The sequence below is a fragment of the Corynebacterium lubricantis DSM 45231 genome (assembly GCF_000379425.1).
Taxonomy (GTDB): domain Bacteria; phylum Actinomycetota; class Actinomycetes; order Mycobacteriales; family Mycobacteriaceae; genus Corynebacterium; species Corynebacterium lubricantis.
In genome coordinates, this window is the sequence record NZ_KB902191.1 from 1 (window position 1) to 19,715 (window position 19,715).

Annotated in this window: 36 protein-coding genes and 1 tRNA gene; 4 read left to right on the top strand and 33 right to left on the bottom strand. The window is 53.8% G+C overall.

Features of this window, described 5'->3' with window-relative positions:
• Positions 1 to 52: 52 nt before the first annotated feature.
• The 31 genes from A37O_RS0105410 to A37O_RS14785 all read right to left on the bottom strand — a co-directional run bounded on the left by A37O_RS0105410 (position 53) and on the right by A37O_RS14785 (position 16,099).
• On the bottom strand, positions 53 to 1,045 hold the full coding sequence (locus A37O_RS0105410; protein ID WP_083912601.1) for a phage portal protein: 993 nt from the start codon (positions 1,043 to 1,045) through the stop codon (positions 53 to 55).
• A 54-nt stretch (positions 1,046 to 1,099) separates the two neighbouring features.
• Positions 1,100 to 2,605: a terminase large subunit domain-containing protein gene (locus A37O_RS0105415; protein ID WP_018296480.1), complete on the bottom strand. Its 1,506-nt coding sequence runs from the start codon at positions 2,603 to 2,605 to the stop codon at positions 1,100 to 1,102.
• Positions 2,605 to 3,255, bottom strand: a complete 651-nt coding sequence (locus A37O_RS15810) for a hypothetical protein (protein WP_156802511.1) — start codon at positions 3,253 to 3,255, stop codon at positions 2,605 to 2,607. Before A37O_RS15810 ends, A37O_RS0105415 begins: the two co-directional genes overlap by 1 nt.
• Positions 3,256 to 3,506: 251 nt before the next feature.
• On the bottom strand, positions 3,507 to 4,391 hold the full coding sequence (locus A37O_RS15815; RefSeq protein ID WP_018296482.1) for an HNH endonuclease: 885 nt from the start codon (positions 4,389 to 4,391) through the stop codon (positions 3,507 to 3,509).
• Positions 4,392 to 5,479: 1,088 nt separating this feature from the next.
• Positions 5,480 to 5,677: a hypothetical protein gene (locus A37O_RS0105430; protein WP_018296483.1), complete on the bottom strand. Its 198-nt coding sequence runs from the start codon at positions 5,675 to 5,677 to the stop codon at positions 5,480 to 5,482.
• A gap of 10 nt (positions 5,678 to 5,687) precedes the next feature.
• A complete protein-coding gene (locus A37O_RS0105435; protein ID WP_018296484.1) occupies positions 5,688 to 6,038 on the bottom strand; it encodes a putative PDDEXK endonuclease in 351 nt (116 codons plus the stop codon).
• Positions 6,013 to 6,198 carry a hypothetical protein gene (locus A37O_RS0105440; protein ID WP_018296485.1) on the bottom strand — a complete coding sequence of 62 codons (186 nt, stop codon included), beginning with the start codon at positions 6,196 to 6,198 and terminating at the stop codon, positions 6,013 to 6,015. Before A37O_RS0105440 ends, A37O_RS0105435 begins: the two co-directional genes overlap by 26 nt.
• Positions 6,195 to 6,443, bottom strand: coding sequence for a hypothetical protein (locus A37O_RS0105445; RefSeq protein WP_018296486.1), 249 nt, complete (start codon positions 6,441 to 6,443; stop codon positions 6,195 to 6,197). Before A37O_RS0105445 ends, A37O_RS0105440 begins: the two co-directional genes overlap by 4 nt.
• A 110-nt stretch (positions 6,444 to 6,553) precedes the next feature.
• Complete coding sequence (locus tag A37O_RS16415) at positions 6,554 to 6,724, bottom strand: hypothetical protein (protein ID WP_018296487.1); 171 nt, start codon at positions 6,722 to 6,724, stop codon at positions 6,554 to 6,556.
• Positions 6,724 to 7,536, bottom strand: coding sequence for a hypothetical protein (locus A37O_RS0105455; protein ID WP_018296488.1), 813 nt, complete (start codon positions 7,534 to 7,536; stop codon positions 6,724 to 6,726). The genes A37O_RS16415 and A37O_RS0105455 overlap by 1 nt, the downstream gene beginning before the upstream one ends.
• A gap of 109 nt (positions 7,537 to 7,645) precedes the next feature.
• The gene (locus A37O_RS16645) at positions 7,646 to 7,810 is read right to left on the bottom strand and encodes a hypothetical protein (RefSeq protein WP_018296489.1); all 165 of its coding nucleotides are present in this window, start codon (positions 7,808 to 7,810) and stop codon (positions 7,646 to 7,648) included.
• Positions 7,807 to 8,292 (bottom strand): hypothetical protein, encoded by a 486-nt coding sequence (locus A37O_RS0105465; RefSeq protein WP_018296490.1) that lies wholly within the window; start codon positions 8,290 to 8,292, stop codon positions 7,807 to 7,809. The genes A37O_RS16645 and A37O_RS0105465 overlap by 4 nt, the downstream gene beginning before the upstream one ends.
• Positions 8,289 to 8,552 (bottom strand): hypothetical protein, encoded by a 264-nt coding sequence (locus A37O_RS0105470; protein WP_018296491.1) that lies wholly within the window; start codon positions 8,550 to 8,552, stop codon positions 8,289 to 8,291. Before A37O_RS0105470 ends, A37O_RS0105465 begins: the two co-directional genes overlap by 4 nt.
• A 145-nt stretch (positions 8,553 to 8,697) precedes the next feature.
• Positions 8,698 to 9,120: a single-stranded DNA-binding protein gene (locus tag A37O_RS14775; protein WP_018296492.1), complete on the bottom strand. Its 423-nt coding sequence runs from the start codon at positions 9,118 to 9,120 to the stop codon at positions 8,698 to 8,700.
• Positions 9,121 to 10,026, bottom strand: a complete 906-nt coding sequence (locus tag A37O_RS0105480; RefSeq protein ID WP_018296493.1) for a recombinase RecT — start codon at positions 10,024 to 10,026, stop codon at positions 9,121 to 9,123.
• A gap of 12 nt (positions 10,027 to 10,038) precedes the next feature.
• Positions 10,039 to 10,323, bottom strand: a complete 285-nt coding sequence (locus tag A37O_RS0105485) for a hypothetical protein (protein ID WP_018296494.1) — start codon at positions 10,321 to 10,323, stop codon at positions 10,039 to 10,041.
• Positions 10,320 to 10,535: a hypothetical protein gene (locus tag A37O_RS0105490; protein ID WP_018296495.1), complete on the bottom strand. Its 216-nt coding sequence runs from the start codon at positions 10,533 to 10,535 to the stop codon at positions 10,320 to 10,322. The genes A37O_RS0105485 and A37O_RS0105490 overlap by 4 nt, the downstream gene beginning before the upstream one ends.
• Complete coding sequence (locus tag A37O_RS0105495; RefSeq protein WP_018296496.1) at positions 10,528 to 10,785, bottom strand: hypothetical protein; 258 nt, start codon at positions 10,783 to 10,785, stop codon at positions 10,528 to 10,530. Before A37O_RS0105495 ends, A37O_RS0105490 begins: the two co-directional genes overlap by 8 nt.
• Entirely contained in the window at positions 10,775 to 11,044 is a 270-nt protein-coding gene (locus A37O_RS0105500; protein ID WP_018296497.1) for a hypothetical protein, read from the bottom strand. The genes A37O_RS0105495 and A37O_RS0105500 overlap by 11 nt, the downstream gene beginning before the upstream one ends.
• A gap of 9 nt (positions 11,045 to 11,053) precedes the next feature.
• Positions 11,054 to 12,031: a YqaJ viral recombinase family protein gene (locus A37O_RS15820; protein ID WP_018296498.1), complete on the bottom strand. Its 978-nt coding sequence runs from the start codon at positions 12,029 to 12,031 to the stop codon at positions 11,054 to 11,056.
• Entirely contained in the window at positions 12,024 to 12,206 is a 183-nt protein-coding gene (locus tag A37O_RS0105510) for a hypothetical protein (RefSeq protein WP_018296499.1), read from the bottom strand. Before A37O_RS0105510 ends, A37O_RS15820 begins: the two co-directional genes overlap by 8 nt.
• Entirely contained in the window at positions 12,196 to 12,387 is a 192-nt protein-coding gene (locus A37O_RS0105515) for a hypothetical protein (RefSeq protein WP_018296500.1), read from the bottom strand. Before A37O_RS0105515 ends, A37O_RS0105510 begins: the two co-directional genes overlap by 11 nt.
• A complete protein-coding gene (locus tag A37O_RS16420) occupies positions 12,384 to 12,530 on the bottom strand; it encodes a hypothetical protein (protein ID WP_018296501.1) in 147 nt (48 codons plus the stop codon). Before A37O_RS16420 ends, A37O_RS0105515 begins: the two co-directional genes overlap by 4 nt.
• Entirely contained in the window at positions 12,511 to 12,699 is a 189-nt protein-coding gene (locus tag A37O_RS0105525; RefSeq protein ID WP_018296502.1) for a hypothetical protein, read from the bottom strand. Before A37O_RS0105525 ends, A37O_RS16420 begins: the two co-directional genes overlap by 20 nt.
• Positions 12,683 to 13,063 carry a hypothetical protein gene (locus A37O_RS0105530; RefSeq protein WP_018296503.1) on the bottom strand — a complete coding sequence of 127 codons (381 nt, stop codon included), beginning with the start codon at positions 13,061 to 13,063 and terminating at the stop codon, positions 12,683 to 12,685. Before A37O_RS0105530 ends, A37O_RS0105525 begins: the two co-directional genes overlap by 17 nt.
• On the bottom strand, positions 13,060 to 13,233 hold the full coding sequence (locus A37O_RS16425) for a hypothetical protein (RefSeq protein WP_018296504.1): 174 nt from the start codon (positions 13,231 to 13,233) through the stop codon (positions 13,060 to 13,062). The genes A37O_RS0105530 and A37O_RS16425 overlap by 4 nt, the downstream gene beginning before the upstream one ends.
• A complete protein-coding gene (locus A37O_RS0105540) occupies positions 13,230 to 13,412 on the bottom strand; it encodes a helix-turn-helix domain-containing protein (protein WP_018296505.1) in 183 nt (60 codons plus the stop codon). Before A37O_RS0105540 ends, A37O_RS16425 begins: the two co-directional genes overlap by 4 nt.
• Positions 13,409 to 13,585 carry a hypothetical protein gene (locus A37O_RS16430; protein WP_018296506.1) on the bottom strand — a complete coding sequence of 59 codons (177 nt, stop codon included), beginning with the start codon at positions 13,583 to 13,585 and terminating at the stop codon, positions 13,409 to 13,411. The genes A37O_RS0105540 and A37O_RS16430 overlap by 4 nt, the downstream gene beginning before the upstream one ends.
• Positions 13,586 to 14,188: 603 nt before the next feature.
• The gene (locus A37O_RS0105550) at positions 14,189 to 15,019 is read right to left on the bottom strand and encodes a hypothetical protein (protein WP_018296507.1); all 831 of its coding nucleotides are present in this window, start codon (positions 15,017 to 15,019) and stop codon (positions 14,189 to 14,191) included.
• A gap of 13 nt (positions 15,020 to 15,032) precedes the next feature.
• Positions 15,033 to 15,893, bottom strand: a complete 861-nt coding sequence (locus A37O_RS0105555; protein WP_018296508.1) for a ParB N-terminal domain-containing protein — start codon at positions 15,891 to 15,893, stop codon at positions 15,033 to 15,035.
• A gap of 2 nt (positions 15,894 to 15,895) precedes the next feature.
• Complete coding sequence (locus A37O_RS14785) at positions 15,896 to 16,099, bottom strand: helix-turn-helix domain-containing protein (protein ID WP_156802513.1); 204 nt, start codon at positions 16,097 to 16,099, stop codon at positions 15,896 to 15,898.
• A gap of 195 nt (positions 16,100 to 16,294) precedes the next feature.
• On the opposite strand from A37O_RS14785, the gene A37O_RS16435 reads away from it, so the two are divergent.
• The 4 genes from A37O_RS16435 to A37O_RS0105580 all read left to right on the top strand — a co-directional run bounded on the left by A37O_RS16435 (position 16,295) and on the right by A37O_RS0105580 (position 18,862).
• Positions 16,295 to 16,786 carry a hypothetical protein gene (locus tag A37O_RS16435; RefSeq protein ID WP_018296510.1) on the top strand — a complete coding sequence of 164 codons (492 nt, stop codon included), beginning with the start codon at positions 16,295 to 16,297 and terminating at the stop codon, positions 16,784 to 16,786.
• Entirely contained in the window at positions 16,728 to 17,180 is a 453-nt protein-coding gene (locus A37O_RS16885) for an ImmA/IrrE family metallo-endopeptidase (RefSeq protein WP_156802515.1), read from the top strand. Before A37O_RS16435 ends, A37O_RS16885 begins: the two co-directional genes overlap by 59 nt.
• Positions 17,158 to 17,640, top strand: coding sequence for a hypothetical protein (locus tag A37O_RS0105575; protein WP_018296512.1), 483 nt, complete (start codon positions 17,158 to 17,160; stop codon positions 17,638 to 17,640). Before A37O_RS16885 ends, A37O_RS0105575 begins: the two co-directional genes overlap by 23 nt.
• Positions 17,641 to 17,713: 73 nt before the next feature.
• The gene (locus tag A37O_RS0105580; RefSeq protein WP_018296513.1) at positions 17,714 to 18,862 is read left to right on the top strand and encodes a site-specific integrase; all 1,149 of its coding nucleotides are present in this window, start codon (positions 17,714 to 17,716) and stop codon (positions 18,860 to 18,862) included.
• Between the two features lie 40 nt (positions 18,863 to 18,902).
• Here A37O_RS0105580 and A37O_RS0105585 read toward each other — a convergent pair.
• Both A37O_RS0105585 and A37O_RS0105590 read right to left on the bottom strand, forming a co-directional pair.
• Positions 18,903 to 18,975, bottom strand: a tRNA-Val gene (locus A37O_RS0105585).
• A 60-nt stretch (positions 18,976 to 19,035) separates the two neighbouring features.
• Positions 19,036 to 19,440, bottom strand: a complete 405-nt coding sequence (locus A37O_RS0105590) for a DUF3052 domain-containing protein (protein ID WP_018296514.1) — start codon at positions 19,438 to 19,440, stop codon at positions 19,036 to 19,038.
• Between the last annotated feature and the right edge of the window lie 275 nt (positions 19,441 to 19,715).

Sequence of the window (19,715 nt, forward strand, 5' to 3'; positions counted from 1 at the left end):
AGCTGAGTCGAAAGGTACCGCGGTGGTCTCCTTGCTGGTCGGCAGGGGGGGTTCACCAGGCGGTAGCTGTACACCACACTATTGGACGCAACCCCTCAATATCCGAACGCCAAGAATTAACAAACGGATCTAGCGCAGTCGCATCGAGAGTCCCAAACTTAGTATCCGGCGATTCACCCACCAGAATGTCATCCTGGCCCAGCTTCATCTTCAACCGTTCCGTAGCCTCACGGTCCAACTCGCCGGTAGGATCACCATCCTCGTCAAGTTCCTCAGGCATATCGAGTCCCGTTACAGTTTTGACCTTCCACGAGTTGTAGTGCTGGGCCAGCAGTCGGTCATACGAGGTCTTGTTGATCCGCTTCGCCGCAGGAATCAACGGAAGCACCTCACCGGAAACGTTGCCATCCAGGTCACGCTGATTGGCGAACTGAACCACGGGAACATAAGCCAGGCCAGTCTGGAAAGGCTCACCTACAGCCAAGCCTTCCATCTCCGTATCGCCATCCTGTTCCACCTTTGATAGTCGGTACTCCAAGCCTGGCACACGCAGAATGAAATACTGCTTCTTCCCCTGAGTCTTAACCACCTCCAGCGCAGCAGAAGGGTACGGGTCCTCAAGGTCCGCGAACTCCACAGCCATACGCCGCGGTGAAAGGAAACGCAGGCGAGTCTCACCACGATCCGCAGCAGACACCACACCATACGAATGCCCATACGACACCATCGAACGGTGATTAGCCACCTGGCGCGACTGCAAACCGTTCCGCATCCACAACCGCCACGCATCCTTAGATGGGCCATCGCTACCGGTAATCGAATCGACGTACATCGCTTGCACAACGTTGTCCACGACGAGTTTCAGCCACGGGGTACGGGATAATTTAGCCAACTGCCTGTGCTCCATAGTCGCCTTACGCGGCAACTGGAAACCAACATCAAGTTCGGGCTTGGTCCACGAATCCACCGCATCACAGTCACGGCCCTGGCGGTCTAGTTTTGCCTTTAACCGGTCAAATAGTTCTTTAATTTCGCTTGGATTCATGCTGGTAATTGTCACGCAACGTGGAACGGGACTAAACGGTTAAAGACAGAATCGCTATGCGACACGCCCCTTCCTCTTCTTCTGCTTCCCAACCGGTTCCATCGACAACCCAGCCAACGCCAAAGTCATCGCCCGCAAAGGCTCCACACGAACCTCCCCAAACTGCTTCCACGTCCACGCAGACTGCGACGTCCCCACCAAACGACGGCGAGCAGTATGCGCAGCATCATCAAGCAACGGATGCGACGAATGCAAAAACTGAGGGTCAGACACACCTTCATCCTCAAACACCAACCGGTCGAACAACTCCTCAGTCGCCCTCGTCAAATCCTTCGTAGAAGCCAACGACACCTCGATCCCAGCATTCGCCAATTGCATCGCCACCGACGCTGCACCAGAAAACGCATCCACAACAATCCCAGCCACAGGCTTATGCTTCTTCGCCACACGCTTAGCCTCATCCTGAATCCACGCAACACCATCGCGCGCCGCAACAATGTCACCAACAACCCTGCCATCCTTCAACAAAGCCACACCAGCCAAAAACGCCATATCACGATCAGGAGTCACCTCCAACGCCAACGAACGCTTCACAACCTTCGCCCCCACCAAAGCCTCAGGCGTAGCCAAACCACGAGCCCAACGATCAACCCCAATCGCAGCATCCGAAGAATTATCAGCCCACACACCCAAACGCTCACGCTGATAAGCCTCCTCAGGCATCACCCCAAGCTCAACTTCATTGATCCAATCCCACGACTGCGTATAGCCCAACGACGGATTAGAAGCCTGAACAGCCTCCACCGAATCCCACGACACCTGCTTCAAATCAGCAGACCACTCGAAATAAGCCAAATGCTTCTTATCACCCTGCATCGCCTGGTCCCGCACATTCTTCAACACCGTCGAGTAATCAAAACCAGTCGAAGAGGTATACCAAACCTGCGCATTCGGTCGCGCAGACAACACAGGAAGAAGATCCGCCACAAGCGTCTCAGACAAAGCAAAAGCCTCGTCCAAGATCACCAAATCACCCTGCAAACCACGACCAGAAGCATTAGCACGAGCCAAGAAATCAATCCTGCGCCCATCCTTCAAAATGATTGCCGTTTCCTTAGAATCAGGCATCGAACGCACCTGATCCATCAACTCAGGCACCCGCTCAATGATCTTCTTCAATTCCAAGTACTCGTTGTGCGCCGTCTTAAACAAGTGCGCAGTATGCACAATCTTCTCGGTGCCAAACACAAACAGATGCGCCAACTCGACAATCCGAGTAATGAAGTTCTTACCATTCTGGCGAGGAACCACCAGGCCAACCTGAAAGTTATTCCACTTCCCCGTCAACGGATTCTCGGAGCAAGCATTACGAGTAACAAGCTTCTGCCACGGAATCGGGTTCTCCCCAATTGCTTCCGCCAAGTCGATGACATCATCACCAGCGGTCCACTCCCACTCAGGAACATGCATGATGGGTGGAACCTGCTCACCCACAAACTCCGATTGGACCTCAAACTGCGAATCCGGCACCTGGTACCGGTTATCAACCTGAACCGCCACTAGGCTTCACCAGCCTGCTTACGCGCAGCCTCCAAACGCTCCTCACGCTTACGAGCCAACTGATCCATCACAGACTCCCCACCAGAACGCGCCGTAGCCTTCTCAATCACACCAATCTTGTTCAACAACGTTGCCAACGCAGCCTGAGTCTGCCTAGCCTCCGACAACATGTTGTTCACCACGACCTGGACCTGAACATCACCATCCTTGGACTCCTCAGGCTCCCCAAGCTCAAACCACAACGTCGAGTTCGCAGACAACGCAGCAGCCATCCGCTCTAAACGATCAGCTAAACGACAAGCCTCAGTCACCAACTCCCGCAACTGAGGAGTCAGCTCAAACTGCGAAGTCAATTCATCCCACAACCGCTTCCCACGAGAACGCAAATACGCAGGATAAGCAGAATCCCCCTTGTACTCCTCCTGCTTCGCCTCAACACGAGCACCACGCGCCTCGTCAGCCTTCGCCCGCTCCCCCCGAGACACACGAGTCTTTTCCCCCGAAGCCTTACGCTCCCGATACTCGCGCATGTACTCACGATTCGCATCGTTACAAGCCTCACAAGCACGCTCACCATGGCGCACATGCTGACGATAACCAGACATAGTGCCGCACTTCTGACGATCACGAGGAAGCTTCTTCATTGCCATGAAGGGCATCATCACACCAACCACCCACATGTAAACCAATGCGCGACATGGCCTATTTTCGCAGCAAAACGAGTGATTACAGGCGACTGTAAAACATTTCCCGGTTGGTAAACCGCTTAGCGGAAATCCGGTCGTGCGTGAACGTGGCTATACCGGGAGGTCCCCCGGAGAATCGGTCGACCGAGTCCCCCGCCACCCCTGGGGGCTACGCAATCATTGGCCATGCCAACTAATAGGATTGCGCAGGCTACCTAGCTCACCTTCTCTTCTTCAATCAAATTGTTTTTATGTTTTCTTATTTCTTCGAGAAACTCTTTTGTTAGTGGCCAAACATCACGCTTGAATGAATTGCATTCAGCACAAGCTGGTCGAAGATTGGAAGCAAGCAAACTTCCTCCTCGACTGATTGGCTTCACATGATCCCAAGTCAACGAACCTTCATCGACATGGCAACTACATATCCAACACGAATGCTTGAAGTAGATCAGTCGTTGCTTTAACTCCCATCCAGTAGCAGCACGACCGGCAGACCGTTGACCACGTTCAACGATGCGCCGCTTGGCGCGCTGGTACAGCGCACGTCCGTATTCAGGCGATCCAAGAACCTTAGAACGTTCGTAACGAAGCATGGCTTTCTTACGCCATCGGGATCGCTCTCTTTCGAGGTGGGCCTGTTCATGGGCAATTCCCTCTGGTGTTTGTAGCCACGCCTCCCTTTCTTTTCTGCGGGTGGCTAGTTGTTGTTCGCGCCGGGTTTTGTTCTCCTGGTCCCGTTGCTTGCGCCATGCTTGGCCTTCGGGTGTTTTCAGCCATGCTTTATGCTCTCGTTTGCGCTCTTCTTCTCGTTGGCGGTTGCGTTCTTCCCATTCTGGTTTCACTTCCCTCGTGCGGTTCTTCTTCTGCCAATTACGTTTTAGGCGTTCGTGTTGTTCCGGGTTTGCTTTGTATTCCTGGTAACGCTCGTTGTTCCTGGTGCGCTCGCGCTCGCGTTGCTTCTTGTTTTGCTCGGGGTTGTTCTTCCTCTTCTCGCGCATGTACGCCGCTTGCGCATCCTTGCACGGCTGGCAAGTTGGGGTTTTTTCTCGGATGTGTTTGTCATATCCTTGGCGCGTTCCGTGGTTGATGGTTTTTGGCATGAAAAATGCCCCTTACCTTTTCAGTAAGGGGGTCTCCTGTTCTTAGTTTTACCACTCTAGGAGTGTGGGTTTCTGATCTTTCTTCCTGCGCCCGTCGCCTCGTGAGCTGTTGCATTCTCGGTGCGCTGGCCTGGTTTCTCCGTACATGTCGCCACCTGCTGCGAGTGGTACGACGTGATCAAGGGTGAAGGCACGCGGGTGTGTGTATGGCAATTCCATCTCGATGTCGCCACCGCAAAGCCAACAGACTGCGAGAGAAGGGTCCCGTTCTAGTCGTTTGCGTTCGCGGGCTACTCGGTTCCACCAGCGGCGCTTATGTTCTCTTTTGGTTGGTTCCGCCATTATCCTGGCCCCACTGGGTTGGTTCCCTTCCTTTCGCCTGGCCATATTCCGAATACTGCTTTGAAGTAGTTGGAGGCGAGTCCTTTTGCTCGCGCCGGGCCTACGTGCTTTGTTAGGAGGGCAACGAGTGTTGTCCAGGGGTGTGCGTTGTTGGCCCATCGGGCTAGTCCTGGTCCACGAGTCCAGTACTCTTTCAACCTCCATGCGTTGCCGTCGCCTGGGTTTAAATCAGCCATAATCGCATCTTCTCCCTCTTAGGCTGCTGGTATGTCGAATAGCGACAGTTGCTTGGGTCGGCGCTGTTCGTCCAAATACAGTTGGTCTGCGCATGCTTCGGCGAGGGCTTCCCATGTTGCGGATCTGAGTACTGGCCAGGTTTCTTTCATGACGTGGTGGATGGTGTCTTTTGGGATGCCTAGTCGGCGGGCTAGGGCTCGGTCTTTTTCGCCTGGGTGTCGTGTTTTGTCGATTAGTTCGCGGGCGATGGTGATGGGGGTTTCTTTGGAGCGGGGGTTGTGGCCTTGTCCGAGGGTGCCGTTTTTGAATTGGTGGTTGTGGGTGTCGCAGAATCCTAGCCCTAATTGGTCTGGGTGGGATTGTGGGTTGGGGCATCCGAGTCTGGCGCAGCGTGGCACATTGTTCTCCGTGGTGTGGGGTGTATAGTGTGTGCTGGCAGTTCTCGGTCTGCTTCTTGTTTCCCCTTCGGTGTTTTCATGTGGCATCGGAGGGGATTTCTCTTTGCCTGTTTAGTTTAATGGTCTACCTGTTGTTGAGCGAGTCATCTCATTGAGTTTTTGTATTTGTTGGTGTAGCTGTTCCATCTCGGAGAAGTGTTTCTTTGCTCGTTCTGCCAGTTCGTCAATTGGTGCTGTGAAGGCATCTTCGTCTTTGCGGAACGTCCTTGCGTAGCGGATACGGAAGAGTTGTTCTACGTCGTTGTTCATTGTGGTTGCCTTATCGGAGTAGTTTTACGAGGTCTTGGAGTGTGAGGGTGACCCATTGTTGGGCTGGGTCTGCGCTGCCGTGGCGCTTGTGGATGATGATTCCGAGGTGAGCGCCGTAGTTGTCGGCTTCGGCCTGGGCTTCGCGTACCCATTGTGGGAGTGCCATCTTCGAGGTGTTTTTGCACTCGACGGCAATCAGGCGGTTCTTGGAGTCCCTTAGTGGCCCAATGTCTCCGCGGTCTTTCGCCCCGGTTTTCACTAGTCGGTCGATGGGCTGGTTGAGTTCGTCGCGGAGGTAGTCGGCTATTTGTCGCTCGAAGGTGGCCCCTGCTTTTTTAGCGCTTGATCTGCTGCGTGGCATTGGTTGTTTCCTGTAGTTCGTTGAGTTGGGTTGTCCATTTTGTGCGTGCATCTACGAGGGTTATGAGGTCGTCGGTGTTGGTGTCGCCTTGGGCGATGCGGTCGCAGATGTATTGCTCGATGGTGTGGATGGCTCCTAGTAGTTCGAGTTCGCGGTTCATAGGCCCATTGCCTCGTCTAGTTGGTAGTCGAGTTGTTTTTCTGTGATGTGCTCTTGGATGGCTAGTTTTGTGTCGGCGGGGAGGTAGTCGAGGGATTCGAGGTGGAAGTCGTCGGCTGGTTCGCCTGCGTCGTTGATGGCTTGGTTGATTTCTTGTTGGTTGTTGGGGTTGTTGAGCCAGGCGGTTGTGGTGATGGGGATGCGGATGGTTCCTGTGATTTCGTAGATGCCTGCTTCGTTGTCCATGGGGTTCCTTTCTGTGCCGTTTTGGGCGGTTGGGTTGTTGGTTGTGGGTGTTTGGTTGTTTTTGGGGTGAACTTCGGTCTGTGGCGATTCTGGTCGGCGTGTTGCCGTGGTTATGGATCGTTTACTGATTCCCATTCGCTGAGTGGGTAGCTGTTGGTGTGTTCGACGCTGCCGTGGTTGTTTCTGGCGGTCGCTTCTGCATGTGCTCGGTTGGTCGTTGGCGCGCGATACCAGGTGGTGCCGTGGTTCACCCAGGCAGCGCGGTAGTAGTTGGTGATCATTAGAAGTAGTTCTCTTGGTGGTTGCAGCGGGTGGCGATGGTGTTGCCGTGGTTGTCTTTGGTGGTTCGCATGCCTCGTTCGTCGCATTGGTTGCAGTTGGCGATGGCTTGTTTTCGTGCGGTGGCTTTCGCGGCCTGGTCTGCTTGTGCGTTGTCGTGGAACCATTCGCGTGCTCGTGCGCATCGGCGGCAGTTGGGTACTGCTTCGGGTTTGAGTCCGTCGTGGTCTGGGCAGCGGGGATCGTCGGGGGTTCCTCGCACCCATTCGGGTTGGGCCCGCGCGTCAGCGCCAGGGCCGGAATCGTTGGAGGATTCAGGGGTGGGGTCGTTGCGTTGTTTAGAGGTTTCTTCCTCCTGTACGACTACTGGATACGTCTCCCCCCTCCCCTGTTCCTCTGTTCCCCTATTCCCCTGTTCCAGTAGAGGAATTTCCGCGACCTGTGCCGGAGTTTCCGCACCCATGCGCGGAATTTCCGCGACTGGTTGGTTGTCCATAATTGGAACAAACCCGTTATCAATGGTCAGGGTAACTATTTTCCCCTGATCTTCCTTGGGATACTTAGACGTTTCGCGGAAGTCTTTCGACTGGTGTGAGCGAAAATTGTCGAGGGCGTAGTAATAACGTCCGTGAACCTCGTAGAAGGTGATTCCGTAGGCTTCCGCAGTGTTCCGCAACACTTCCGCAAAGTTCCGGAAAGTTCCGGCGGTATGCGCGGAATTTCCGCGACTGTCGCCGGAAGGTCCGCCACTGCCCATTTTTGGGAGCTTTGAAACGTCATCATTCGGGAAGCAAAAGGCTTCTAATTCCTTCAAATTTGCGGTTCCATGCCCGCTATCATCGGCCCAATTCCACAACGCGATATAGGTCAGCCTGGATGCTAATTCTGCTCTTGCGGTAGATGGTGAATCCCAAAACTCAGGCTTAATCGACCTGATCCTTGGCATCTTCTTTACCTCCTTCCAGTTCTAGGTTTCTGAGTAGTTGTATGAGCGCGTCCACTGTCTCTGTGGTGACGTGGGTGATTCCGTTGTCCCCCAGGTAGTTGCGCATCGCTTGGTGGGCCACGTCTAGTTGTTGTTTGGTCATGCTTGCTGTTCGGCCTGCTCTGGCTCTCCCCACCCGATTTCACGTTCTAGTCCCCGCTTCAGTTCGAGTAGTTCTCCCACTCGTTTCACGTTGGAATCCGAGAACTGGGCTTCCTGCTTTCTGCGAATCGAGGGGTGAACGTTTCCCCCGTAAGCGGCACGATCATTGCTGGGTGATCCGGTGCGCCGTTCAAGTTCTGCATCGACTCTTTTGAGCTGTTCCCGCCATTTATCAATGTGGCGGTTGTACCGTTCCTGACGCTTCTGCTTGATTGCTTCCCGCTTAGCTTTGGTTGTTGCGGTGGCCCGCTCTAGCCTGCGAGTCGCCACGGTGTTGTGAAGCTTGCACAAGTAGCCCTGGGCGCGCAATCTCCCGCACATGCGATTCTTTGACTCGATCCAGGCGGGGCAACGGTCGCCCCAGCGGTCTGGACCACCGATGGCTACCTGAGCAGCGAGGGCAATATCGTTGGCGTTACTCATTTGAAGATTGGCCCCCAACCTCCGAGAAGGTCCACAGCTTGCTTAACCTTCGACTGTGGTGACTTCACCCCGTTGTGGCTATGGAAGTTCAGTTCGGCATGGGCTTCTTTCAGGATTTTTGACACCGCGTTTGCGGTGTCTATCTGTTCGGAGGTGACGCTTTTCATGATTTCGAGTAGGTGGTGATCTAGTTGGTGAATCTGGTTGAGTTTGTGGATTTCTTGTTCGTATCCGAGCAGTCGGCCTAAGAGTTTTTTCATGGTGTTGTTCCTTTTCGTATGGTGTGGCAGTGCGCCTCGCGGCCAGTGCCACATAGAAAAAACGACCTAGACTTTTGCGCTTAGGTCGTTGTGTTCGGGGCAGTTACACTGCCTGGGATCGTGCTGGCACACCCAGCACCCAGGGTCAGAATGGGACATCTTCTTGTGCCCCGAATCCACCTGTGGATGGTGCGGTGCCCCATGCGTTGTTGTTTGGTTGCTGCTGGTGTTGCTGTGCTCGCGGTAGCGGCCTAGTCACTCTGTCCGCAAAGATTGTCCACGAGTCACGAGGCCCGTTATCTGACTGCCAGGTGAAGTGCTCAATCGTCCCGGTGATGTCTAGGTAGTCATTGGCGGTGACGCTTGCGGCCAGGTCTTGCGCCTCGAATCCGAACACGTTCACGGTCACGTACTTGGTGGGCCCGTATTCTCGTTGTCCTGCCCTGTCTTTGCGCGAGCTGGACCATAGGGCCACGAACTGTGCGTAGTCTTTCCCGGATGCAGACATTTTGAGTTGTACCCCGTCGCGCCCAACTTTGACGTTGTACAGGGTGATGGTGTCTGCCATTTACGCCTCCTGCTCTTTCAGTTCGTTCATGCGGGAGTTGGCTGCATCGCGGGCGCGCTCCATCTCAGGTGTGCCCTCACCTGCCGCTGGGATCGTCTGGTCTGGTTCGTACTGCTGGGCAACCTCCATGAGGATTAGACCAATCTCGTCACGGTCACGCCCATTGACGATGCGCTCCAAAAACCCATCCAACGGATCTACCTTCACCTCTTGCTGCGCCTGCTTCTGCTTTGCGATTGCTGCCTTAACCTCCGCATTCGCGCGCTCATTATGATCAGTACGCTTTGCTGTCATCTTGACGGGTTCATCTGAATCAAAGCGCTCTGAATCCAGATACACATCGGACATCTCGTCCGGGAATGCCTTACGGAATGCACCTGCTGCTGCGTTCTTACCCAGCATGAATAACGGTTTTCCTGCCCACATTGGTGTTGGGTCACCGCTCTTTCCGAATGTTTGCACTGATTCATCCCAGTAGACAACGTGGGAAAACTCTTGCCCGTCGCGGGTGACAGTCACCCTTGCGGCTTCTGGTTGTCCCCAGGATTTAGGCCAGTAGTCAGTCCACCCAGTCGGCTTTCCCTGGTTGTCTAGTCCTTGGTATTTCCAGTCACTTTCCGAGTAGGTGCTTCCCTTTGCGTCGGATATTCGGCGAGCACCGTTCCTGAGTCCAGCGATGCCCACCTGCAAGGTGTATGTTGCACCGTTCTTGCCACCTCGTTCGATCAGTGCGATCTGGCTCGGATTGTTCGGGTTGAGGCCCATTGATTGAGCTCGGGCAAAGAAAACGCGCAAGTGGTTTTCTGGGATGTGTTTGTAGCCCATTTGCTCAATCGTGGTGAGCTGATCGGGTGTGAACCGTGATTGTTCAACCTGGGGGTTATTTGTCTGTTGAATTTTGGTCATGGTTTGGTCTCCTTATGAGTAATGCCCCACCGGTTCGGTGGGGCAGGATGCTTGTTGGATTAGGTGGTCTGGGATGTGTAGGTCTCGTGCGCGGTCGATGCGCTCGGGAACATCCGGCAGGCTGTTCTTCACCCCGTAGGTGATGTGGCGCAGGCGTAGTCGCTGTGAACCACACAGTTCATCGCCTGGGAAGATGGTGTCGTGGTTGAGGTGGTGCACGTAGCCGTTCGGGGACCAGGTGCCGCACTTCCCACACACCAGCGCTGGGTCATGAACCGGGAACAGCGGGATTGTCACGCTTCTTCCCATTCCCCTACCGTGCGGCGCACGATTCGGTAGCCATCGGGGATGCCCTCTACCCACTTGTCGCCGTCCCAGTTGGCCTCGTCGCTGATTTGGTCGTATGCGCCCTGGTAATTGTCGTGGAAGATCACGCAGTCATGAGTGGGGTCCTCCATGTCCTCCCAGTCTTTGATAAAGAACTGCGCCTTGTACTCGTGGTTAGCCATCTTCTTCTCCCGTAATGAAGTCGTTCACGCGGCAATCACGGGTTGGTTCCACCGGCTCCCCTGTGGCGAACTTGATTAATCGCTCAAGCGCATCGCCCTGGCCTGCGTGGAAGTAGCCGCGCTTCCAGTCCTCACGGGCACCGGCATCATCCATGTGCCAACCTTGTTTTTCTTTCTCGCTTTCCGCCCAGTCCAATATTTCTTGAGGTGTTTTCAGCGGGTGCCAGGTGGCTTCTGATTTATTGCTCATTGGTGACGTTCCTTTCATGCTCGTGTGCGCGGTAGGTCAGTGACTCACCGATTCGCGCGAGGTATCCGGTCGTGAATGAAGTGTTGGCTTTGATGTTCGCGTTCTCCCCTGACACACCAATCAGCACGAGGTCTGGGGGAACAACACCTGCCTCCTTGTAGTTGTGGTCCCACCAGGCGATGCACGCTTGCAGGAAGTCGGTCAGTCCTTGCTGCGCAGAATCAAACCCGTGAACCTCAATCTCAGGTGTCTTACTCATGTTTTCTCCTTATTTCCAGATGTTTTTGAAGGTGTAGGTCGGTTCGCTGATGCCTGCTTCGTAAACGTCTGGGTATTTCTCTTTGAATTTCTTGGCATCGAACTTGGGGGTTTGTACGTCGGGGTGTTCGAGTAGGTGCCGGTAGGATTTCGGGAGGTTCTTTTGGGCAAACCTGCCGCTGTTCATGGACATGAATACTTTCCCGTCCACGGTCACTCTTCGGCCACCTGCGAGGTCTTGTAGTCGTTTCTTTTCCTCGTCCAGGCGCTGCTTCGCACCCTCGTACTCGCCCATCACAATGCGATAAGTAGTTGGCGAGGCTCCTTCTAGCGCTGAGAGCTCCACGTCATCATCGAATGATGGTTGATCTACCCAGTAGTGCAGGAGTTCCTTTGGTGGCTCAGGTGGTTCGGCCTCGCCGAGTGTTTCCACGAACTTCGCTACATGCTCCACAATCGTGTTCCACAAGTCTGGGTCCCACTCGACCTCGTAGATTTGCGGGACCGTGGAATGGAGCTGCGCCACCACAGATGCGGTGTGGATACCGCTGATGCCCATCTGGGCGATGGCTTGCACGTAGTAGTGGGTGGGTAACCCGTTCTCCCAGGTCAACCGCGAATCACTGGTTTTGCACTCGATGATATGCCGCTTACTCCCCCTAACCGCGCGCCTGTCAAGCGTTGCCTGGTTGGGGAACGGGAGATCAGTATCCGTATAGGCAACCTCGTCTTTGCCTGCCTTCCACCCTGGGTTTTTATGCAGCCACCAACGCACCAGGGATTCCTCGGCCAGGTGGCCCCATTCCAGGTGGTCCCCTTCCAACTGCTCAGGCTGCACCATTCCTGACATGATCATCCACAACTCGTATTCAGTCTCGAACGGATTCACACCCAGGATGGTTGGTATCTTCGAGGCGGTCACGATGCGCGCCCACTCAGGCGAACCAGGTGCCGCGAGCTCTGATTTATCGAGCACACGATTAGTCATGAAGTGTCACCTCGTCATATGGGTAGAGCTTTGTCGTGCCACGGATTTCCTCATGGGCAATTTGAATCTTCTCGCCGTAGGGTTGGATTTCACGAACGGTCAAGACTCTCTTACGCTGCGGGGACTCGTACTTATCGCCGATACGTAGAGAGGATGCGGAAATCTTAGGATTCATCTTCTTCGACCTCCTGGGTGATGGTGATGGGCTTTGTAGGGTCGATTCCTTGCAGCTCGGCTACGTCGGCTAGGACTTCCATTTCAATGATTCGTCGTGCAGGACGGAGAGCGTCGGGATTTGTGTAGTGGGAGTTCCAGCCTTCGCTGTCCCAGTTGATCTTGTGGATGCGCGCTTTCACATGATCACCGCCGAGTAGGCCATTCCAACGAGCAAGGCGGTGGTGAGTCCTCCCATGATGGTTACTGCGGTCATGATGGCCTTGACTGCGGTTGGGTTGAGTGCCCGGCGCGGGCGGTAGTTTCTAGGGTTGATTTGCGGCATAGTCTGCCTGCCTTTCTTGGTCGATGGTGTCGAGGACTCCCATAAGCGGGTCGGTAAGTTCGCCGTAGTTCTCGCCGTATTTGTCGATCCATGTACGGATCATGAGGGCTAGTGAGTCGCGGGCGTTCTCGCGCTGGAATGAAGTCATGCCGTTATGCTGCGGTGCCATTAAGCACCTCCTCCCTTGTGGGGATGTCATAAGGGATGCCACGGTCACGCAATGCGTTTACAACCGTTTCTCTTGTGATGCGGTTACCGTCCGCTACACGGTCGATGGCCCAAGCGTCGGTGTCCATTGGTTGGAAGGTGAGGAAGTCGGCCACGATCTCGTCACGGTTGACTCGAATGTTTTCGCGTAGTCGGCGCGCGATCTCGCCCAGGTCGATGGAACGCCACAGATAGGACCGGTGCCCCCGGGAATTGATTGCGTAATCGATCCCATCGAATAGGCCACGTTTCATGTACTGCGTAAACGTATTAGGTTTAATGCATAGTTCTTGGCAGACTTCCTTCGTGGTAAGCCATGCTTTCATTTCTTTCCTCCTATCGGATAAATGTTTTTCTCGTCCACCAGCAGGGTGTACTTCCCCGATGGGTGGCGCGTTACCAGTGCTGGCGAACGGTTGATTCGGTAGTAGATGCCATCCCCGAAGTCGATCACCCCAGTAACGTAGGTGCGAGGTTCATCAACTTTCGCTGTCATGCTGCTGCGCCAGTTTCTAGCCAGGCATCCAGGTGGGAGCGCTTAATCTTCCAGAACCTGCCCACCTTTGATGCCCGTAGCGACTTGCCGCGGCATGCGCGGTAGATTGTTTCCTTGTTGACTTGAACTTCTTGTGCTGCCTGCTCAGGGGACAGCCACGGATCTACAGGTGGTGTCATGCGTACGGGTAACTTCCTGGTGTCATCGGGGCCATCAGGAACACTGCACAAAGCAGAATCCACGAGGCCACCACGAATACGAATGCTTTAGAGATGATGGCCAGCGGATGCTCGCGCTGCTCTGGTTCGAGCACGCCCACCGCTTCGGCCAGGTCGGTCAGATCGTCATGCATATTCGCCTCCTTTGATATGCTGGCTGATATGCGTTTTTAGGTATGCGCAAAAGCCCCCACCTTCTATTTCTTTACTGAGTCCCAGAAGATGGGGGTCAAATTACGTTTAATGAGTGAGGGTGCCCTTGCCTCAGGGAATCCTCACGGCCCCTGGTTCCAACGCCCTGCATTGTTTGTCACCACGGATGCAGGTAAGTATGCGGCACCCACACCTAGGCATCCTTTCCCTCCCACCCCCGCAACAGGGTGAGGTTCCAACGTCCCCTGGGTTTTGTCAGGAACCATCGAACATTGATATTCGGTAGGGGTAAGTAATCAGATACCTCGTGCCCCGGTGCGGAATCGAACCACACGCGCAAATTTGGCTAACTGTCAGGAAAACCATCCCAATGGAGCTGCGCCCAACCAAGGCGGGACCAAGTATTAAATTAGTTCCGGCCAATAGATGCAAACAAATGCATTGCTCCCACGCCGGATGTATCAGTCCACTATCGAGTTTTCACACAACGCAATTCCGTCACACTGACGGAATAAATAGGCACACTTGGTGCCAGTGCCCGGCAGCGGAATCGAACCGCCGCTACACCATCGGGCTATAATGAGTTAGATTGGCTCCGGGAACTTCTCTGGGTTAGCTCCACCAGGTGTGTACCTAAGAAGCGATACACTTTCCCCAGCCCGGTATTTATTCCAAGCCTTGATGACTAGTGCTGCGATATATCCACTTCCCGCAGTTCCCTTAACCGAAGTTTTCAACCGGATCAATGACTCTCGAAGGGTCAGGATTGGGTCATTTCGCTGTAGCCCCTCGCCGGATTCAAGTTTTTCGAAAAATGCATCTGCGTCCAGTTGATCAATTTTTGAAAATTCGTAGTACAAAATTCCTGCGATTTTCGCGGTCAGGCCAGCTTTTCGCAGAGCCCTCGATTTCCCAACTAGGTCAACTAATGAAGGCTCCTCTTCCACGCGTGCAAGGACTTGCTTAGCTGTAACCGAGTAAGCCGTTGCGCCCTGGTACGTTGCCGCGCGTAATCCCCATCGTTCGGCTCGGATAATCCCGGTAGTGATGGATGCCAGGTCTGCAGTTTGCTTGTACCAATTGATTGCCAGTACGTCTGAGGGGCCACGTGACTTTCCGGTGTCCATGGTGTCCTGGGTCTCGACTGGCAGGCCGTAGACAACTAGCGTTTGGAAGGGGATGTTGTTTTCTGCACTGACTAGGCAGCGGTGCTGCCCGTCGAGCAGAGTGCCGTCGCGAGCGATTTTGATTGCTTCGCCGTTGAGTTCCCACTCCCCTGCGGACATTGCTTCGAGCACTTTGGAATAGTTTGCTTTGGAAACGTTGCGGTTGCGGGTGTTTTGTTCGAGTAATTTCCGCGCCATTTCCGGGGTTACCGTTACGAGGTCGGATTTGATAGTCTTAGAGATGAACATTTAAGGATTCTCCTTAGTTGAGTTGGTCAGCGAGTGCTTGTAGTTCGCTGATTGAGCGGTTGAGGTCGTGGCGGTGCAACGCTGCGACCTTTTCTTTATTTCGGGGAAAGTTGGGGTCGTTTTGGATGCGGTCGAATTTCGCCATGACGCGGTTAAGGTCAACGATTGCCGATGTGAACTGCTTTGTGATTGGTTCCGCGCGAGGTTTATCCGATTCCACGGGCTTCTCTGGCTCTACCGGTTCCGCTGGTTCTGGTTGGTTGGGTTCGTCCAGGTCTGCTTGTGGCAGCGCCGTAGCGCGAGGGGTAGACGGTTCTGTATTGAAATCTTCCGTCTGTCCAAAATTCGGAATTTCCGAATTTTGGACAGAGCGCATATCGGATACCGTGGTCTGACTTACCCCGAGTTCCCGCGCGATCTCACGACTGGAAGTAGATTCAGGGAACTTAGCGATTTCATCCGCTATTACTTCTTTGCGAGATGGAAGCCCCGAGTCTGCTTTGATCTGCTTCACCGTCTTGTCGCTAGCCCCAGTGGCCTTGGCAATCTCCGAATCGGAAGCCAATGGACGGCGCTTTGCGTACTCAACAACAAGTTCTTGACGCTGCTCGCGGCTAAGGTGCCTGCGCTTGAGATTGAGCACGAAAGCAAGGTTTACCTTTTCGCCTTCGTCCAAATCATCATGCGTAATCATGGGGCATGGGATGCCCAACTCGCTAGCGATCTTTGAGCGGTGATGCCCATCAATGACCACACCATCCTCATCGACATGGATTGGTTCGAGAACCCCGTTCGCTTTAATATCCTCGTAAAGCTCTTGATATTCATCCGAAGCCAACGGGGGCATCACCTGATAACGAACTGCATTACTCATGCCTAGGCCACCTTTTCGTAGGTCTCGTACATCATCTCTTCAATGGAGATGCCCGAAAGTCGGCGCAGCATCATTAGCGATGCAATGTCTGGCGCTGTTTTTCCACTGCGCCAGTTTCGTAATGTCGAGCCCGATTTATTGAGGTGACGCTGCCCTAGTTGCTCGTCAGACGTGCAGCCAGTTAATTGCTTAGCTTTATCAAGCACTCCCTCCTTTAGGCGGAATTGCATTTGATACCTCCGTGTGTTTTCTGCCCTGCCCGAACATACTTTGTTCGGCATGAACCTATTATGCACACATTGAACACTGGGCGCAACTCTTTTGCGTAGACATTTCATTTCCGCAGGTTAAATAGTGAACATATATTGCACACTTGCGTAGGATGATGTAGCGTTTCAATTATGAGACACAGCGAATGGCTCCAGAAAGCCTCCGGTGAAGCATCGCCAAGGGAGATCGATAAGGTCACCGGGATCAGCTTCCGCACCATCCACGATCAGGCGAAGCGGGAACACATCACCGCTGAAAACATCATCAAGATCGCAGAAGGTTACGGGCACAATCCAGTAACCGCATTGATCGACACTGGTTACCTGGAAGCTAAATGGGCTACAGCAACTGACCCAATTGCGGCACTGCAAGCAGTCAGTGAAGAAGCCCTAGCCGACGAGGTTTTACGCCGCATGAAGCATGGATTGGAAACCGACAATTTAACAACACCAGTTGATGAACTTGAAGCCCGTCGATCCAAAACCATCCCAAACTCCGACTTAAAAGCGGTTCCCAATGATCCAGAGGATGTACCGCACGTCGCAGACGAATCCCCAGACGAGGATGCGTTGCGGGCGCAAGAGGAAGGGGGAGATTGGTCTGACCCTGATCACATGTCCTAACCTCCACGCCTACGCCAGAGTCATCGGAGTGAATCTCACGAGACACACTGGCGGGGTAAAGGGGAAATATATTCACGCCACTCGCACAATCTCGACCAGGCGCAACATGAGCATCCAGCAGTATAAAAGCACGCTAGCGCACGAGTTGGGCCACGCCTACTACCAAGACGAACCAGCCATAAACGGGCACTTTCACGCAAGGCAAGAACGAAAAGCAGACGAGTTCGCCGCTAACCTTTTGCTCGACCACGACGATGTACAAAGTGCAATGGTCTGGAACAATAACCACCTCGGCGCAACAGCAATCGAACTGGAAGTAACAGTCCACATCCTTAAAACCTGGCTCAATATGGAAAGGAAAAACAGTAAACATGAGCTACCAAGAATGGGTTAAGAGCTTTCACCAAAAATTCGACCTCACAAGCCTTTACACTTTCAACACTGAGCTCTTGAACGTCCCTCAGAATGAATCGGAGAATGAACCAGGATTCCGTGTAGTGGTCGGCGAAGGCACCATCCGCCACGACAACTACGAAGAACGAATCATTGTTGAGAATGACTTCGGTGAACTCGGTGAACTGACAGGGGATATTTTTGGCCTAGGCTCTTTCTTCAAAGCAGTTGAAGAGCATAACGACATTGCCGATAAGCCGATCAATGTACAGGTTAGGACTATGGCATGGCAGAAGGACGGTGTGCACCATGCAGCCGTGGCATTAAAACCATTCGACAAGCTCGAAGATGCGGTACGCCGTCGCACCCGGGGCATTACCCGTGATCAGCAGATCAAGAAGAATATGTCCAAGCAGGAATATCAGGCATATCTTGATAAGAAGTTCGCACTTCGAGCATAAGAAAGGCCCTCACTGTCCCGTGAAAGTGCAGTGAGGGCCTTCATCCAACCTGAAAGGTATAGGCCATTCTATCATGGCTTCCATCAAAAAGTACAAGGCGGCACGCGCGAAAAATGGGTATGCCTGGCGCGTTCAATACCGCTCGCCAGATGGCAAGAATCGCACCAAGCAAGGCTTCAAAACGAAAGACGAAGCACAAGCCTGGGCAGATTCCAACGCCACAGCCACGCGCGATGGTTCATGGATAGACCCAGCGCTCGGCAAAGTAACCGTAGGTGACCTCGCTGCCACATGGAAGAAGTCATGGGCGCATCTCAAACCAGCGACCAAGAGCATCAATGAGTCAACTTGGCGGATGCACGTAGAACCAGAGTGGGGACACAGGCAGATCAAATCAATTCGTAAGTCTGAGGTTCAAGTGTGGCTCGGCGGGATTAAGAAGTTCACATCCGGTACCAACCCTGAACCCACCGAAGAACCTGCATCACCAACGACGGTGCGGAACTGCCACATGGTTCTCGCACAGATTCTTGACCTTGCTGTGGATGACCGGATGATTGCATCCAATCCAGCCAGGGGTGTGAAGCTTCCTGCCAAGGGTGCGCCTGTGAAGGCATATCTGACTGCTGATCAACTTTCCATGCTTGTCACCGAATGTGGCGATAAAGGCGACCTGGTGGCGCTCTTGGGCACTGCTGGGCTTCGCTACGGTGAGGCCACAGCGCTGAAAGTGGGTGACGTGGATTTCTTACGCAGGCGAGTCAGGGTAGAGCGTACAGTGCGCATCACCAAGGATGGACCTGTGTGGGGTGAACCTAAGACTGGTGAACGTCGAACGGTTGCGATTACGAAGTGGGTGGCTGGCTTGTTGGAGAAGCGGACCCGTGGCAAAGGTAAGGATGATCTTTTATGGACAGCGGGAAACGGTGGTCCACTCAGACCATTAGGCCACACGTCGGTCTTTGCTCATGCGGTGAAGCGATGCCAAGCGAAGGACAATGATTTCCCTAGTCTCACTCCTCATGGTTTACGCCATGTCGCGGCAGGGCTCATGGTGTCCACGGGAGCGAATGTGAAGATTGTGCAGAAGATGTTGGGGCATGCTTCGGCGGCGATGACATTGGATACTTACGCTGATCTATTCGATGCTGATTTGGATAGTGCCGCTGGGCGCATGGATGAACTTCTCACGGGTGTCGTGGAATTGTCGTGGAAAGAGTGAAAGCCACTCCCCGACTTCTCGGAAAGTGGCTCTGACCTTGTGCGCCAAGAGGGGATCGAACCCCCGACCTACTGGGTGTAAACCAGTTGCTCTTCCAGCTGAGCTATCGGCGCGCTGGGATAAACTTTAACACTGTGCGTGCAGGAATATCAAAACGCCTGCACAGACGGTGTTTAGCGCCCTCCAGGAACCAAGCAAGAACCCTGCCAGTCGCCGATCTTTTCGGCCTTAGTCTGCACGAGGCCTGCAAGCTGTGCGGACTCAGAGATCTCCCCGGGGTTGACTCCGTTGCCCTTATTGGCGGCAGGAGTCAGTAGCCAGATGCGACCTTCGTCGCCCAGGTTGCGACTCGCGTCTACCAGGGCATCCACAAGATCGTCGTCTTCTGAGCGGTACCACAAGAGAACTACATCGCAGAGTTCGTCCGTGTCTTCGTCGAGAAGTGCTTCTCCGATGATCTCTTCGATGGACTCGGAAACTTCAGAGTCGGCGTCTTCGTCCCAGCCGATCTCCTGGACGATCATATCGCCCTCAATTCCGAGCAATTTGCCGTAATCTTTGACACCCGGGGCGCCCACTGAAGTAGTCCTCCTTGAGAAAAGTTTCATTAACATCTCAAAGGATACAACTCGAGGCATGGGTTTTCTCCATTTGCCAACTTTTGGTTACCCTGCCTGCGCACCAAACAATTCCACGCGAGCCACCCCGGCACACCCAATTTAGGGGCCGAAAATTGCTCTCGGCGTGAACAATTGCAAAGGTACGTCACAAATGTGCGAAGAGTTACGCAAATGGGCAAAAGGACGTATTCTTGTGGAAAAGCATTTTCTTACTACTGAATTATGGAGGTCTG